The sequence below is a fragment of the Variovorax sp. Varisp46 genome (genome assembly GCF_059491885.1).
The window spans coordinates 2,457,310-2,472,643 of the sequence record NZ_CP168515.1; the positions used below are offsets into that span (position 1 = coordinate 2,457,310).

At 63.8% G+C, this 15,334-nt stretch carries 11 protein-coding genes, 2 tRNA genes and 3 pseudogenes; 7 read left to right on the forward strand and 9 right to left on the reverse strand.

Features of this window, described 5'->3' with window-relative positions; all coding sequences use genetic code 11:
• Positions 1 to 8: 8 nt before the first annotated feature.
• The gene (gene pstS, locus ACEN9N_RS11630; protein ID WP_007836647.1) at positions 9 to 1,043 is read right to left on the reverse strand and encodes a phosphate ABC transporter substrate-binding protein PstS; all 1,035 of its coding nucleotides are present in this window, start codon (positions 1,041 to 1,043) and stop codon (positions 9 to 11) included.
• 262 nt (positions 1,044 to 1,305) lie between these two features.
• On the opposite strand from pstS, the gene ACEN9N_RS11635 reads away from it, so the two are divergent.
• Positions 1,306 to 2,826 carry a Ppx/GppA phosphatase family protein gene (locus tag ACEN9N_RS11635; protein WP_007836646.1) on the forward strand — a complete coding sequence of 507 codons (1,521 nt, stop codon included), beginning with the start codon at positions 1,306 to 1,308 and terminating at the stop codon, positions 2,824 to 2,826.
• Positions 2,827 to 2,832: 6 nt separating this feature from the next.
• Here ACEN9N_RS11635 and ACEN9N_RS11640 read toward each other — a convergent pair whose 3' ends face one another.
• The 4 genes from ACEN9N_RS11640 to ACEN9N_RS11655 all read right to left on the reverse strand — a co-directional run bounded on the left by ACEN9N_RS11640 (position 2,833) and on the right by ACEN9N_RS11655 (position 7,525).
• Complete coding sequence (locus ACEN9N_RS11640) at positions 2,833 to 3,681, reverse strand: hypothetical protein (protein WP_495656107.1); 849 nt, start codon at positions 3,679 to 3,681, stop codon at positions 2,833 to 2,835.
• 199 nt (positions 3,682 to 3,880) lie between these two features.
• Entirely contained in the window at positions 3,881 to 4,342 is a 462-nt protein-coding gene (locus tag ACEN9N_RS11645; RefSeq protein ID WP_413313111.1) for a SixA phosphatase family protein, read from the reverse strand.
• Between the two features lie 19 nt (positions 4,343 to 4,361).
• Positions 4,362 to 6,500, reverse strand: coding sequence for a polyphosphate kinase 1 (ppk1, locus tag ACEN9N_RS11650; RefSeq protein WP_495656108.1), 2,139 nt, complete (start codon positions 6,498 to 6,500; stop codon positions 4,362 to 4,364).
• 146 nt (positions 6,501 to 6,646) lie between these two features.
• Positions 6,647 to 7,525 (reverse strand): GNAT family N-acetyltransferase, encoded by an 879-nt coding sequence (locus tag ACEN9N_RS11655; RefSeq protein WP_007836639.1) that lies wholly within the window; start codon positions 7,523 to 7,525, stop codon positions 6,647 to 6,649.
• Positions 7,526 to 7,663: 138 nt separating this feature from the next.
• Between ACEN9N_RS11655 and ACEN9N_RS11660 the strand changes: the two genes are divergently transcribed.
• From ACEN9N_RS11660 to ACEN9N_RS11670, 3 genes are all read left to right on the forward strand, one after another.
• Positions 7,664 to 9,343, forward strand: a complete 1,680-nt coding sequence (locus ACEN9N_RS11660; RefSeq protein ID WP_413313109.1) for an FAD-dependent oxidoreductase — start codon at positions 7,664 to 7,666, stop codon at positions 9,341 to 9,343.
• 108 nt (positions 9,344 to 9,451) lie between these two features.
• The gene (locus tag ACEN9N_RS11665) at positions 9,452 to 10,156 is read left to right on the forward strand and encodes a glutathione binding-like protein (protein ID WP_007836635.1); all 705 of its coding nucleotides are present in this window, start codon (positions 9,452 to 9,454) and stop codon (positions 10,154 to 10,156) included.
• Positions 10,157 to 10,201: 45 nt separating this feature from the next.
• A tRNA-Pro gene (locus ACEN9N_RS11670) sits at positions 10,202 to 10,278 on the forward strand.
• A gap of 111 nt (positions 10,279 to 10,389) precedes the next feature.
• Here ACEN9N_RS11670 and ACEN9N_RS11675 read toward each other — a convergent pair.
• Positions 10,390 to 11,343 carry a porin family protein gene (locus ACEN9N_RS11675; RefSeq protein ID WP_413313195.1) on the reverse strand — a complete coding sequence of 318 codons (954 nt, stop codon included), beginning with the start codon at positions 11,341 to 11,343 and terminating at the stop codon, positions 10,390 to 10,392.
• A complete protein-coding gene (locus ACEN9N_RS11680; RefSeq protein WP_495656109.1) occupies positions 11,343 to 12,677 on the reverse strand; it encodes a glycosyltransferase family 2 protein in 1,335 nt (444 codons plus the stop codon). The genes ACEN9N_RS11675 and ACEN9N_RS11680 overlap by 1 nt, the downstream gene beginning before the upstream one ends.
• Positions 12,678 to 12,958: 281 nt before the next feature.
• On the opposite strand from ACEN9N_RS11680, the gene ACEN9N_RS11685 reads away from it, so the two are divergent.
• The 3 genes and pseudogenes from ACEN9N_RS11685 to ACEN9N_RS11695 form a co-directional block, all read left to right on the forward strand.
• Positions 12,959 to 13,035, forward strand: a tRNA-Arg gene (locus ACEN9N_RS11685).
• Between the two features lie 232 nt (positions 13,036 to 13,267).
• A pseudogene (locus ACEN9N_RS11690) lies at positions 13,268 to 13,531 on the forward strand (transposase); the annotation flags it as partial.
• A gap of 73 nt (positions 13,532 to 13,604) precedes the next feature.
• Positions 13,605 to 13,760, forward strand: a pseudogene (locus ACEN9N_RS11695) (IS30 family transposase); the annotation flags it as partial.
• Between the two features lie 85 nt (positions 13,761 to 13,845).
• Here the strand turns inward: ACEN9N_RS11695 and ACEN9N_RS11700 are convergent.
• Both ACEN9N_RS11700 and ACEN9N_RS11705 read right to left on the reverse strand, forming a co-directional pair.
• Positions 13,846 to 14,298: a hypothetical protein gene (locus tag ACEN9N_RS11700; RefSeq protein ID WP_495656110.1), complete on the reverse strand. Its 453-nt coding sequence runs from the start codon at positions 14,296 to 14,298 to the stop codon at positions 13,846 to 13,848.
• 212 nt (positions 14,299 to 14,510) lie between these two features.
• Positions 14,511 to 15,167 (reverse strand): annotated as a pseudogene (locus tag ACEN9N_RS11705) (type II restriction endonuclease); the annotation flags it as partial.
• Positions 15,168 to 15,334 lie beyond the last annotated feature (167 nt).

A 15,334-nucleotide genomic window follows, 5' to 3' on the forward strand; every position in this document is an offset into this window, starting at 1 on the left:
TGGGTGGATTACTTGAACGCGACGGCCTTGCCCGACGCATCCTTCACTTCACCCCATGCCTTGGCGATGCTCGCCTTCACGGCGTCGGGCATCGGCACGTAGTCGAGGTCGTCGGCCGTCTTGTCGCCGCTCTTGTAGGCCCAGTCGAAGAACTTGAGCACGGTAGTGGCGTTGGCGGGCTTGTCCTGCACCTTGTGCATCAGGATGAAGGTGGCACCGGTGATGGGCCATGCATCCTTGCCGGCCTGGTTGGTCAGCACCTGGTAGAAGCTCTTGTTCCAGTCGGCGCCGGCGGCGGCGGCCTTGAAGGCCGAGTCGTCGGGCGACACGAAGGTGCCGGCGGCGTTCTGCAGTTGGGCGTACGTCATCTTGTTCTGCTTGACGTAGGCGTACTCGACGTAGCCGATCGAGTTGGGCAGGCGGTTCACGAAGGCTGCGACGCCTTCATTGCCCTTGCCGCCCGCGCCGGTGGGCCAGTTCACGGCCGTGCCTTCGCCGACCTTGCTCTTCCACTCGGCGTTGACCTTGCTCAGGTAGTTGGTGAACAGGAAGCTGGTGCCCGAGCCGTCGGCGCGGCGAACCGGGGCGATGGCGGCGTCGGGCAGGTTCAGCGAACCGTTCAGCGCCTTGATGGCGGGGTCGTTCCACTTGGTGACCTTGCCGAGGTAGATGTCGCCCAAGACCTGGCCGTTGAGCTTCAGCTCACCGGGCTTGATGCCGGGAATGTTGACCACGGGGATCACGCCGCCGATGACGGTGGGGAACTGCATCAGGCCCTTGGCCTGCAGTTCGTCGTCCTTCAGGGGAGCGTCCGAAGCGCCGAAATCGACGGTCTTGGCTTCGATCTGCTTGATGCCGGCGCCCGAGCCGACCGACTGGTAGTTGATCTTGACGCCGGTGGCCTTGTTGAAGTCGGACGCCCACTTGGCGTACAGCGGTGCCGGGAAGCTGGCGCCGGCGCCGGTCACGTCCTGGGCGAAGGCGGAAATGGAGAACACCGCGGCCACCAGGCCGGCTGTTGCAAATTTGAACGTCGTTTTCATGAAGCTTCCTTTAGAAGTAAGAAGTAGTCCCTTTTTTGGGCTTGAACGGACTCTAGAAAGCTTGTGTGACATCGGTGTGACACCCCTCTGTCGAGGGAAAATGCCTTCGTTTCCCCCGCGATCCATGTGACGCTGTCACGCAACCGTCATGGTCCGCGCCTAGCCTTGCGAACCTCGCTGTCGCGCGAATCTGGAGGCTGCGCGCTCTGTCACGGCGCTACGATCAAACACAACAAGACACCCGCCTTCTTCTCGGAACCACATGCAAAACGGCACCCGCCTCGCAGCAGTCGACCTGGGCTCGAACAGCTTCAGGCTCGAAATCGGACAGGTCGATCACGGCCAGATCCACCGCACCGAATACCTCAAGGAGACCGTGCGCCAGGGCAACGGACTGGACAGCGCGCGCAACCTCACCACCGAAGCCATGCAGCGCGGCTGGGACGCCCTCGCTCGCTTCGGCGAGCGGCTGGCCGGCTTCAAGCGCTCGCAGGTGCGAGCCGTAGCCACGCAAACGCTGCGCGAAGCACGCAACCGCGAAGAGTTCCTGCTGCGTGCACGCACCATCCTGGGCTTCGGCATCGACGTGATCCCGGGCCGGGAAGAGGCCCGCCTCATCTATCAGGGCGTGGCGCACATGCTCCCGCACACCGACGCATCCGAGCGCGAGCGCCGGCTGGTGGTCGACATCGGCGGGCGCTCCACCGAAATGATCATCGGCCACGCGCTCGAGGCCGAACTGGTCGAGTCGTACCGCGTCGGCAGCGTCGCCTGGTCGATGAAGCACTTCGCCGAGGGCCAGTTCACGCCCGCAGCCTTCCGCGCCGCCGAAGTGGCCGCCAAGGCCGTGCTCGACGACGCGCTCGGCAGCTACACCCGCGACCAGTGGGACGTGGCCTACGGCGCCTCGGGCACCATCGGCGCGGTCGGCGACGTGCTCGCTGCCGCGGGCGCCGAATCGGGCCTGGTCACCCGCGAAGGCCTCGACTGGCTGCTCGACCGCTTGCTCAAGGCCGGCAGCGCCGACAAGCTGCGCATCGACGGCATGCGGGAAGACCGCAAGGCCGTCATCGGCGGCGGCGTGAGCGTGCTGCGCGCGGTGTTCGACCTGCTCGGCATCGAGGAGATGAAGGTGGCGCAGGGTGCATTGCGCCACGGCGTGCTCTACGAGTTGCTGGAACGCGACGAGAGCGTGGCCGACATGCGCACGGCCACCGTGGCCCGTCTGGCCAGCCGGTTTTCGGTCGATGCGGCCCAGGCCAAGCGCGTGGGCGAAACGGCCGCGTCGCTGTTCGTGCAGCTCTCCCCCGCCGCGCGCGGCGGCAGCACGTCGAGCCGCGCCGGCCGCGCATTGCGCAAACTGGGCTGGGCGGCGCAGCTGCACGAGATCGGCACGCTGGTCTCGCACAGCGACTATCACAAGCACGGCGCCTACATCCTCGACAACACCGACGCGCCCGGCTTCGCGGTGAACGAGATGCACGCGCTCGGCCAGCTGGTGCTTGGCCAGCGCGGCAAGCTGCGCAAGCTCGAAATCGCGCTGGACGACGAGACCTTCGTCATGCAGCTGCTGTCGCTTCGGCTCGCGATCATCCTGTGCCATGCACGCCGCGATCCCGATCCGCTCGCGCTGCATCTCGCGGCATTGGGCGCCAGGGCTTTCACGATTGCCTGCGCGCCCGACTGGGCCGAGGCCTATCCGCAGTCCGCACACCTCCTGCGCGAGGAAGTGCAGGCCTGGCAGAAGACCAGCACCTGGCGCGTGGAACTCAGCGGGGCCTGAGCCGCTTTACTTGGGGTCGGGGCCAATCGTCCGACCGGCTGCCACATGGGCCATGCGAGGCTCGTCGTCCCCGAACATGCCGGCATAGGCAGGCTGAACGACCTGGGCAAGCCCTTGCCTCAGCCCTTCCCGGGCAACCGCGGGGTCATTGAGCAGGCCGTCATACCGGAAGTAGGTCGGCTGACTCAAATCGGAGGTATGGCTTGCCTGGTAGAGGACAGCCTGATGCTCGTCTCTCAGCAACTGCTCGACCGCCACGATGGGCTTGAAGCTCGAAGTCGCATCGGATGCCCCATAGGCAGTCGTGATCCGCAGGATCAACGTGCTGTAGCCGGGGGTCGGCTGGAGTTCCGGCACCTGCATCTCGGGGAGCTTTCCAGTCGCGCGCATGAAAGGCGTCAGCTTCACCTCGCGGCCGCCGTCCCGCAGGCGCGCCGCCAGCCGCTCTGCGAAATAGCTGTTGAGCCCCATGGGCACACCGCTGTTCCTCACCGCGGCCGTGAACTCCTTGCTGCGCCGGTCCGTGCGGTCGGCCGTCGTCATCCGGCTGTTGGTATCGATGCCAAGTGCCAGCAGCGCGCCGATGGGCCCCAGGAACCCGGCAAAGCTCGTCAGCCCCGAACCACCGCCATCCACGACGATCAGTTCGTCCTCCTGGTTGTAGATGATTTCGACCTTCGCCACCGACCGGGCGGCATCGCGGCTGACCTGCAGCGCAGGCAGGGGTTTGTCCGTCGCGCACCCTGACACAAGGGCTGCGGCAACAAGCAAGGGAGTCAGCATTTTCAACGACATGCCTGCGCTTTCCCGCAGCAGGTTCGTGAAGCTTCTTGGCGAGAGGTTGAGCAGTTTCATGCGTGTTCCCCAGTGAGGTGGCCGACTGGCAATGGCCTTTCCCCTCATCGGGGTCAAGCGAACTGCCGTGGAGTCACTGTAGAAATTGCGCCGCTTGCGCACATGAGCGGTGCGCCCCTTTTCCAGGGAGACAAGCGCCCCGCCCCACCCGGTCTGCAACCATGACAAAGCGCCTGCCCGGAAGCGGCAGGCCGGGGGGCTAGATGAGCTCGGGCGACTGCACCGTGACGACGACGGTCTGCACGTCGCCGTCGCGCTCGCGCGTGCGGATCCACCACAGCGCGCCCTTGCGCACCGGACAGCTGTCCTGCTTGAGGCCGAGCAGGAGCGAGATGGCCTGCCCCACCGAGGGCTGGTGGCCGATCATCAGCACCACCGATTTGCCGTTGGGCCAGCCGGCCGCACCGAGCAGCGCCTCGGGCGTGGTGTCGGGCGCGAGTTCCGAACGCAGCTTGTACTTGCGGCCCAGGGCCAGCGCGGTCTGCTCGCAGCGCCGCGCGGGGCTGCAGATGATGCGCGTGCCGTCGGGCAACTGGCGGTCCAGCCAGCCGGCCATCCGCTTGGCCTGCTTCTCACCGCGCGGGGTGAGCGAGCGCTGCATGTCGTCGCAACCCTCGGTCCAGTCCTCGGCTTCGGCGTGGCGCCAGAAGATCAAGTCCATGGTCATGGTCTTTCGTGCGTCAGTTGGTGGATGCATCGCGCAGATGCCCTCGTGAAGCATAGCGGTTCATGAGCGCAGCCTGCGCACCATGAGCCTCGATGGCGCGCGCCGCGCCGTCCTCGCCCGGATGCGTGTCGTGGTCGACGCGCGCGTAAATGCCGTCTGCGCCCAGGTCCCAGGCATCGCGCCCGTCGTGCAGATAGGCCACCAGGCATTCGTCGATCAGCCGCTGGCGCAGCGCGGGGTCCGTCACGGGCCAAGCGAGTTCGATACGCCGCATCATGTTGCGGTTCATCCAGTCGGCACTCGACAGGTACAGCGACTCGTCCTCGCCGTTGCGGAAATAGAAGACCCGCGAATGCTCCAGGAAGCGCCCGATCACCGAGCGCACGCGGATGTTGTCGGTCAGCCCCGGCACCTGCGCGGGCAGCGTGCACGCACCGCGCACGATCAGGTCGATCTTCACGCCCTTCTGTCCCGCGCGGATCAGCGAGGCGATGATCTCCTCGTCGGTCAGCGCGTTCATCTTGGCGACGATGCGCGTGGGGTGGCCCGCCGCAGCGGCCATGCCCAGCGCATCGATCTGCGCCGTGATGTTCTTGTGCAGGTCGAACGGCGCCAGCCACATGCGGTTGAGTCTGGGCAGCCGGCTCTGGCTGGCCATGTGCACGAAGACCGCTTCCATGTCGGCCGTCAGCAGCGCGTCGGCCGTGAGGTGGCTGATGTCGGTGTAGAGCCTGGCCGTGCGCGGGTTGTAGTTGCCCGTGGACAGATGGCCGTAGCGGCGCATCTGCTTGCCCTCGCGCCGCGTCACCAGCAGCATCTTGGCGTGGGTCTTCAGGCCGACCACGCCGTACACCACCTGCGCGCCGATCGACTCGAGCATCTCGGCCCAGTTGATGTTGGCCTCTTCGTCGAAGCGTGCCTTCAGCTCCACCACCACCGTGACTTCCTTGCCGCGGCGCACCGCTTCGCGCAACAGGTCCATCAGTTCGGAATCGGTACCCGTGCGATAGATGGTCTGCTTGATCGCCAGTACATGCGGATCGAGCACCGCTTCGCGAAGGAACGCAAGCACACCCTCGAAGCTCTCGAAGGGCTGGTGGATCAGGACGTCGCCGCGCTGCAGTCGCTCGAAGAACGACTGCGCCGGCGACAGCGTGACCGGGTACGACGCCGGGTATGGCGGAAACCGCAACTGCGGCTCCTCGAGCAAGTCAGCCAATTGCGTGAGCCGTGCCAGGTTGACCGGCCCGTGCACGCGGTACAGGGACTGCAGCGGCAGGTTGAACTGCGCCAGCAGAAAGCTCGCGAGCGACTCGGCGCAGCTCGCCGACACCTCCAGTCGCACGGCCTGCCCGTAGTGGCGATGCTGCAGCCCCTGGCGCAAGGCGGTGCGCAGGTTCTTCACGTCTTCCTCGTCCACTGCCAGGTCGGAATGCCGAGTGACGCGGAACTGCGAAAAATCGCCCACCTCCCGCCCCGGGAACATGCTGGCAAGGTGCGCACGCACCACGCTCGACAGCGCCACGAAGAGCGTCTTGCCGTCCGACACCTTGGCCGGCATCTTGATCAGGCGCGGCAGCACGCGAGGCACCTTCACGATCTGGATCGGGTTCTCGCGCCCGAACGCGTCCTTGCCACCCAGCCGCACGATGAAGTTGAGCGACTTGTTGGCCACCTGCGGAAACGGATGCGCCGGGTCGAGCCCGACCGGGATCAGCAGCGGGCGCACCTCGCGTTCGAAGTATTCGCCGACCCACTTGCGCTGAGCCGGATTGCGCTCGCCGTGCGAAATGATGTGGATGCCGTGCGTGGCAAAGGTCGGCATCAACTCGTCGTTGTACAGCGCGTACTGGCGCGCCACGAGCTTGTGTGCCGCTTCGGCCAGCCGCTCGAACGACTCGACGGTGTAGACGCCCTTGCGGTCGCCGGCGCTGCCCGCGATCAGGTGCGGCGCGGCGCGAACCTCGAAGAACTCATCGAGGTTGGAAGACACGATGCAAAGGTAGCGCAGCCGCTCGATCAGCGGCACCTCGGGCCGATGGGCCCAGTCGAGCACCCGTTCATTGAATGACAGGATGCTGTGGTCGCGGTCGAGCAGCGTGAACGTGGGCGCCGCGACGGCTGGCGACCGGTCTGCGGGGGCGAGTGACATGGGCACTGATTCTGGAGCAAGCGGCACGGGAGCACACGTAGGCGGAAATATGACAGTGTCGATGTCATTTGTGACGCTCTCATGACATTCTCGTGACGCCACCGCCGCCGTCTTGTGCCCATTGTGGGACGGGGCAGCCGCCGGCTTCATGCGCCCAGGAAATGCTTGCGGTAGCGCGCCGGCAAATCGTCGATGCGCATCAGCATCGGCAGGTCGGCCGCGTTGAAGTCCGGGTCCCAGGCCGGCGCGCCGAGCACCTTGGCGCCCAGCCGCAGGTAGCCCTTGATGAGCGCCGGCGGCTCCACGTCGAGCGTGCTGTCGAGACGCTCGACCGGCAGCGGCAGGCGGGGCTGCACCTGGTACTGGATCGGCGCCATGTGCTTGGCCGACACCTGGCGCCAGATGCTGGCCGCCGCGTCGCCGTTCGTGACACCGTTGTGTGACATCGGAATGCTCGCGCAGCCGATCATCGTGTCGAGCTTGTTGCGATGCATGAAGCCAGCCAGTGCACCCCACAGCGCGAGGATCACGCCGCCCTGGCGGTGGTCCGGATGCACGCAGCTGCGGCCCAGCTCGACCATGCGCTCGCGCAGGTCGCGCAGCCGGGTGAGGTCGAACTCGGTGTCGCTGTAGGTGCTGCCGACGCGGCGGGCCTGGGCCGGCGTGAGCACGCGGTAAGTACCGATGACCTGCTGCGTCAGCTCGTCGCGCACCAGCAGGTGTTCGCAGAAATCGTCGAACAGGTCGATGTCGTGGCCGGCCAGCGGCGAGGAGACCCGGGCGCCCATTTCGCCGACGAACACGTCGTAGCGCAGTCGCTGGGCGGCTCGCACGTCGTCCAGGTGACGGGCCCAGCCCACGGTGATGCCTTGCTTGGTATCGGCAACCGGCGGCAGGATGACAGCCGGCGCCTGGGGCACCGACGTGCGGGCAACGGCAGGCACACCGGTCGCGGGAGCGGGCCACAAGGCCGCGCGCAGCCCGATCTGTGAAAGCGGAAACGTCGGGTTGGGCAGTTCTTTCATGGGGAACCCTTTCTGCCGAGGGAGTCTCCGCACCTGCCATGAAGCGCGCGTGTCAGGAAGATTGCAGCCGCATGACGATGTTGCGCCGCGCCGCTTCGTCGTTTAATGCAGTGGATTCGCGACATGGAGTTTCCCCACATGGCCCTCGACGCAAACGGCACCGACAGCAACCGCCTTCACCAGACTTTTCCTGTCCTCAGTGACACCGAGATTGCGCGCATTGCGCGCTTCGGCACCGTGCAGCAGTTTGCGCGCGGCAGCCGGCTCTTCACCGCCGGGGAAACCGGTCCCGGCATGTTCGTGCTGCTCAAGGGCGTGGTGGCCGTCACGCAGCGCGACGGCCTTGGCCACGTCGTGCCCATCGTGCGGCAGGGGCCGGGCGAATTCCTGGCCGAAGTCGGCCAGTTGAGCGGCCGCCCCGCCCTGGTCGATGGCCATGCCGACGAAGACGTCGAGGCGCTGCTCGTCTCCCCCGCGCAGTTGCGCGCGTTGCTCGTGGCCGAAGCCGACCTGGGCGAGCGCATCACACGCGCGCTGATCCTGCGGCGCGTGGCGCTGATCGAGTCCGGCGCCAGCGGCCCGGTGCTGATAGGCCAGCCGCAGTCGCCCGACATGGCACGGCTGGAGAACTTTCTTCGCCGCAACGGCTATCCATATCACCTGGTCGACGCCGCCGAAGACCCCGACGCCGCCGCGCTGCTTGCGCAATACGGCGCCAGCAAGCTGCTGGCCGTGTGCCCCGACGGCTCGGTGCTGGTCAACCCGGCTGACGACGCGCTCGCGCGCTGCCTGGGCATGGTCGACACCGCCGAGCGCAACGAGCTGTTCGACGTGGCCGTCGTCGGTGCCGGGCCGGCAGGGCTCGCCACCGCCGTCTATGCGGCCTCCGAAGGCCTGCGCGTCATCGTGCTCGACTGCCGCGCCTTCGGCGGCCAGGCGGGCGCGAGCGCGCGCATCGAGAACTACCTGGGCTTCCCGACCGGCATCTCGGGGCAAGCGCTGGCGGGCCGGGCTTTCGTGCAGGCGCAGAAGTTCGGCGTCGAGATGCTGATTCCAGCCAAGGTGGTGTCGCTCGACTGTTCGCGCGACAACGCCCTCGACAGCCTGGCCGTTGCCCTGGCCGATGGCCGCACGATCCATGCGCGCACCGTCGTCATTGCCAGCGGCGCGCGCTACCGGCGTCCCGAAGTACCGCGTCTCGCCGAATTCGAAGGCCGCGGCATCTGGTACTGGGCCTCGGCCATCGAGGCGAAGATCTGCGCGCAGCAAGAGGTGGCGCTGGTGGGCGGCGGCAACTCGGCGGGACAGGCGGCGGTGTTCCTGTCGCGCCACGCGGCCAAGGTCAACGTGCTCGTGCGCGGCCCGTCGCTGGCCGCCAGCATGTCGCGCTACCTGATCGATCGCATCGAGGCCACACCCAACATCTCGCTGCAGCCCCACACCGAGCTCGTACGCCTGCACGGCGACTCCGACGAAGGCCTCACCGGAGCGACCTGGCGCTGTCACACCAGCGGTGCCGAACATGACTGCCCGGCGCGTAACATCTTCCTGTTCGTTGGCGCCGAGCCCGAAGCCTCGTGGCTCGAAGGCTGCGGGGTGGCCGTCGACAAACACGGCTTCGTGCTCACCGGCGCCGCCGCGAGCAGCGGCTTTCCGGCGCGGCCGGCCGCGGCGCTCGAATCGAGCGTGCCGGGCGTATTCGCCGTGGGCGACGTGCGATCGGGTTCGGTCAAGCGCGTGGGCGGCGCCATCGGCGAAGGCGCGGCCGCGGTCGCGCTGATCCATCAGCACCTGTCGCAGGCCTCGGCCGTGGCTTGAGGCGCGCATCCATCCGCCAAGCCAGGCCAAACACTTGCGCCCCGCACGCGTTCGAAAGGCCGCGTATATGCTGCCGGGCTCGCATCACATCACGGAGTGCAAGTAGATATGCCCGCATCACCCATCGAGGTCTATTCCTGGCCCACGCCGAACGGCCACAAGGTTCACGTCATGCTCGAGGAATGCGGCCTGCCGTACCACGCGCACCCCGTGAACATCGGCAAGGGAGATCAGTTCGCGCCCGAGTTCCTGCAGATCAGCCCGAACAACAAGATCCCCGCCATCACCGACCCCGACGGTCCCGATGGCAAGCCCATCTCGCTCTTCGAATCGGGCGCCATCCTCGTCTACCTTGCGGGCAAGACCGGCAAGTTTCTGCCCACCGGCGATCGCGAACGCTACGACGTGCTGCAGTGGCTCATGTTCCAGATGGGCGGCGTCGGCCCCATGCTCGGTCAGGCGCACCACTTCCGTCTGTACGCGCCCGAGAAGATCGCCTATGCCATCGACCGGTACAGCAACGAAGCCAAGCGCCTGTACGGCGTGATCGACAAGCAGTTGTCGAAAAACAGGTTCATTGCCGGCAAGAGCTATTCGATTGCCGACATTGCAATCTTTCCATGGCTTCGCAGTTGGGAGAACCAGGGCATCACCCTCACCGACTTTCCGCACCTGAAGGCCTGGTTCGACGGCATCGCCGCGCGCCCCGCCGTGCAGCGCGGCGTGAAAGTGCTGGCCGACCTGCGCCAGCCGATCACCGGCGACAAGGAGCGCGAGATTCTTTTTGGCAAGACGCAGTACGAGAAACGCTGAGAAGTCCGAGAAGAGTCAATATCCGGGCTAGAATCAAAGGCTTGTCGGGGTGTAGCGCAGCCTGGTAGCGCATCTGGTTTGGGACCAGAGGGTCGAAGGTTCGAATCCTTTCGCCCCGACCATAGAAAACGCAATGCGGACAGTCACTCAAGTGGCTGTCCGCATTTTCGTTTCTGCGTGATGGTGTCCCTGTATGCCGTCGGCAGTGTTCACTTCGGGTGCGGGCCTTGCGCTCAAAAAAGGACCACCCATTCGCCGCGCAGGTATCGGTAGTGGTAGCTGGGCCCCGAAAAGGTAGTGCTGCGGCTGTAGCCCGCGCCAAAACGAAATACCTGCGAGCCCCTGACCGGACTTTGAAGGCTCAGGTCGAACAATCTCGTTGGTTGATTCAAATCGTGATTGATCGTCTCATTGCCAAGCCCCGCCGTCAGGGAAGCCGTCCATCCCTGGAAGCGGTGCCGCCAGCCGATCGCCAGCATCGACTCGCTGTAGCTCTTCGGATTGAAATAGGCTCTGTCCACGTCCTCATGGGTGCTTCGGTACGTTCGATAGCGCGCCTGCAAGGTCAGCCCCAGATCGAGTGACGGCTGATAGATCAGCCGCAGGCGGGCATGGTCCCGTCGGTTGCCGTCCGAAAAATATTGCTGCCCCAGCAGTCCGACCAGAGTCAAATGGCTTCCCAGCCCCTGGTCCACGGCAACCCCGACAAACGAAAAATCGATCCCGCGGTCCAGGGACTTCGGAGTTTCCACCCAGTCGCGGGTTACGAGAAACTCCACCGCGGTACTCTTCGTGGGTGACATGCGGTAACTGCCGTCCAGTGTCAGCAGCGTGTGTCCTCCCTGCTGAAACAGGCCGGCCTCCAGGGCCCCTCCATCGCCAGTCCTGGATTCGATCGAACGGGCTAGAAATGAAATCTTCTTTCCGGCCCTTTGCCAGCTATTTTGCTTGTATTGGTAGTCGGAGAGACGAAAACCCAGGTAGCGATCGGCATTCTCGAAAGCGGGGAAGAATTCGGCCGACACCCTCCTCGATTGAAAATTGTCGCTGTCGCTGGTCAGGAAAAATTCCGTGCCAAAAGCCATGTCGCTTGGTTTTTCCTTGCCTTTTTCTTCGTCGGCTTTACAGGGTCCAGCCAGCACCACGGCCCCAGAGAGGACGGCAATGGAATATCTCAATGCCCCCATCATTTCGTCCCCCAGGCCTTGGGCTTTCTGAACAGCTCATCCAGATATCCGAGAATACTGGCGGGCTGCAGCAGCAGGCTGTACAAGAGCACATAAACGAAGAAGCCCTGGATATTTTTTCGCACGACCAAGCCCGTTTTTTTGAACATTCTGCGTTCGATTGAAAACATCAGAAGACTCAACGCGAATGCCGCCGGTATCAGCGCGAGCGTCATTACGCCCACAATCCAGTAATAACCGAAAAGCGCGAATATGATTCCTGGAATGAATCCGATGGTGTATGCCAGATCCAGCCATGGAAACACCAGGTTCCAATAAATGAAAAATGTCGACAACCTGGGTTTGAAGAGGATTCCCGGGTGCTTGACAAAGGCCTCGGTCATGCCGCGCGCCCATCGCTGGCGCTGCTTGACCAACTGCCTGATGGTGCTGGGCACATTGGTAAACAGGCACGCATCCTCACAGTGACCCACCCGGTACCCGGCTTTCAGCAGGGCCCACGTCAGCACGATGTCCTCTCCCACGCACTCAGGCCACCCTCCAACCTCGATCAGCGCGGCCCGGTCGTAAATGGAAAACGCACCCTGCGCAACCAATGTGCCTTGGAACAGCGATTGCACCCGCTTGATTGCTGCGATACCGTGAAAATAGTCCCATTCCTGGCAGCGGGTAATCCAATTTTGCCTCGAGTTCCGGACCAGGATCTTTCCTGCGACGGCCCGGGTATTGGGTGGATCGGCCCGGTAACGCTCGACAATACTGGCGAGGGCTCCTCGGTACAGAAAAGAGTCGGCATCCACGGTAACAACCAGGTCGTGCAAGACTTTCTTGAATCCGATATTCAGGGCCCGGGCTTTGCCTCCGTTTTTTTTCAGATCGACGAAGGTGAGCCAGGGGTATTGATCCTTGATTCGCTGAACAACAAGAGAAGTGTTGTCCGTGGATCCGTCATTGATCACGAGAACCTGCAGTTCGCCGGGATAATTTTGGCGCCCGATGCTGGCAAGCGTCTCCTCAATGGAGGCTTCCTCGTTGTAAGCGGCCACCAGAATTGAAATCGGGGGGTAGACAGACAGCGGGGAATGCGTCGGCCTCTTGTCGAGCAACAAGCTTATGGCCATGAAGGCATTCATGAAGCCCGGAATAATGGCGATTCCATATACCAGGAAAATGGCCAGCACGGTACCGAGGTAATTCTTCAAATCGGCCAGCCACGCCTCCGCAGCCCATATTGAAAATCCCATCCACGCGGTGGCACCAATTAACGCGATAAGGAATTTCCCCGAAACCGACAGGTAAAGCAATGGCAGTGCTTTTTGACCATCTTCGTTCATATCGCCCTTGATAGTTCCATGGAATGTAACGCTCAAGAAACGTGCTGAACAGTGTGTTCAACCCACTCGCGCAGCTTTGGCGCCACGCGGATTCGGTCAGGCCTTCCCTGACTACGAAATTAGACTTCCCCCCGAATCAAAACCGATTCGGCTCCCGCACGGCTTCGAACTACGGTCCCGCCCCGCAAGTCAAGGCGCGGAACTCGGTAGAATCCGCCGCTGCCGACTGAAGGTAAAGCATCTAAGTCGTTGATTTTCCGGGCTTGCCTCCAGCCCGGAATCTGCCCGTAGCTCAGTTGGATAGAGCACCTGCCTTCTAAGCAGGTTGTCGGGGGTTCGATCCCCTCCGGGCAGGCCATTTTGTTGCTCCACGTTCCCCCACAAAGTTTGTGACTGGAGGCGAACTCTGGCCATTTCGCTCGAATTGAGTAGATTTTTTCTCGGCCAATCTACCGTAGATCCCCAAGACCAGCGCTTGCCGTTCCGCTCACTAGTCGTCAGTTCGCACTTGTACGGGCTGTGCGGCAAGTGGGCAGCTGCCGGTTTCAAAGACACCTCGTTCAGGTGGAAGATGAAACCGGATGTGGTTCATGGAGAGAAGAAGAAGGACATTCAGCCGAGAGTTCAAGCTCGAGGCGGTCAAGCTGGTCACCGAGCGCGGGGTGACCGTGGCCCAGGCGGCCAAGGACCTGGATGTGCACGAGAACGTGCTGCGCAAATGGGTTCGCGAGTTGCGTGAGGCGCCGCAGGAGGCCTTCTCGGGCAATGGCAGGCAGACGGCCCAGGACGCCGAGTTGGCCAGGCTGCGCAAGGAAGTGGCCAAGCTCAAGATGGAGCGCGACATCTTGAAAAAAGCCGCGGCGGATTCAACCGGTCGTCGCAACACTTTCAATCATGGAGGTGTTTATGGGACGACCCGCGGGGTGGATGCACAAGTTAGCGGGGCGAGGTGCAATGCGCTCACCCGGTGCTCCTTCGCTTCGGCGAGAGGTAGAGCGGCGGTTCTGGGAGCAGATTGCCACCGGAATTACGAGTGCGAAGGCGGCCGAGGCCGTTGGCGTGTCGCAACCGGTGGGCACGCGTTGATTCTGTCATCGTGGCGGCATGCCATTGTTCATGTCGGACCCCATATCGGGAAGGTATCCGTTGTGTCTGGCGGCTCCGTACATCAGCGACGAGCGGTCGCCGCGGGTGCATCCGGCAGTTGACCCTGCTGGGTGAGACGTTCCACCGGTGTGCCGAATTCGGGCTGTTCACCGCGCAGGCGCGCGTACTCGGCAGCGGCTTGCCGATAGGCGGGGCGGGTTGTGTCTGCACCCGCTTCGCCGTTCGTGGCCGCGGCCAGACCCGAACGCATCCAGGCCAGGGTGTCGGCTTGAACCGTGGCACGGGTGTTGGAGGACACGCTCACGACAGCGCGCGGATTGCCCTCGGGGTAGCCCTGGTCCATCGAGCTCTGCAGCCAGCGCTGCGTGTCCAAGGCCACGGCTGCGCGGCTGGTGCTGGAGCTCAGCGGCGCCGGGCGGGGATCGCCTTCGGCATAGTTGCCGGCCAGCGCGGGGCTAGCCATCGCGCCGAGCAATGCGGCCAGCGTCAGGGAGGTCTTGAGGGAAGTCTTCATGTTCGATCCTTTGGCAATGAGAGGGTTGGCGATCCGGAAGTGAACAGCTCTGTGGCTTGCCTCTTTCCGATGCATCAACTCTAGGCCGCCGGTCGGCGAGTTACCGCACACGAAGATTACAGTTGCGTTATCCATCACCGCGTTAACGTCCGCGATGACGACACATCTTCAATGTGTCAAAGCAGATGAGAAATCGGTGGCCCAGCGCTTGTGCGCGGCGGCGCCGCGTGCCGGCCTGAGCCGATATCGAAGAGGAGGCCTGCCAGTGCGCCCATGTCGTTGGACAGCAACTGGCGGTGCTGGTCGTTCAGCCGAAGGCAGCCGTCGCGCATGGAAAGGTAATGGTCCCACTTGCCGAGCTTGACGTTGCTGCCGGTGACCGCGTTGTAGCCCTTCACGATCGCCGTGTTGAACGGCATCACGATCGTGGGATGAACGAAGTACAGCAAGTTCGCCACAGCCGGCCCAAGGCCTTTGATCTGATGCGCGTCGATCCGGCGGATGGCCTCGATCACCTCCTAGGCGTTATCGCAACAGTCGCACGCATGCAGCAGTCGGGCGAAGGCGCGCTGGTTGGCGGCGTTCTCATAGATGTCGGGGATGCGCAGCTTGGGCTTCCAGAGAAACGCGTGCTCGGCGCCCTTGAAGATCTGGCGCTGCTCTGCCACCGAACCCACGACCGTCTCGAGCGAAGAGCCGCAGAACGCGCTGCCGAAGGTGCCAGCATCAATGTCCTTGACCACCTAGGCCAGGCCACGGCGGATGGAACGGAAGTTCTTCAGCCGCTCTTCCCACAGAAACCACGAGTTGTAGGTGCTTAGTGGGTCGACCTTCCAGTGACCGATGAGAACTTCAAGACCAGGAGACATGAGCGCAGAAGGTTGAAGTGCGCAGGGCACGACGCCATTGATTGAAGCACGGCTCGATCTGGCCGGGTCAGTGTTTCGCGCAGGAATCTCTAGCAGTCGACTTACAGCCAAATCTAGCAACAGGCCGCATGAGGCAAAGGTGGCTCGCGCGTCGTCAGGGAGGAGAA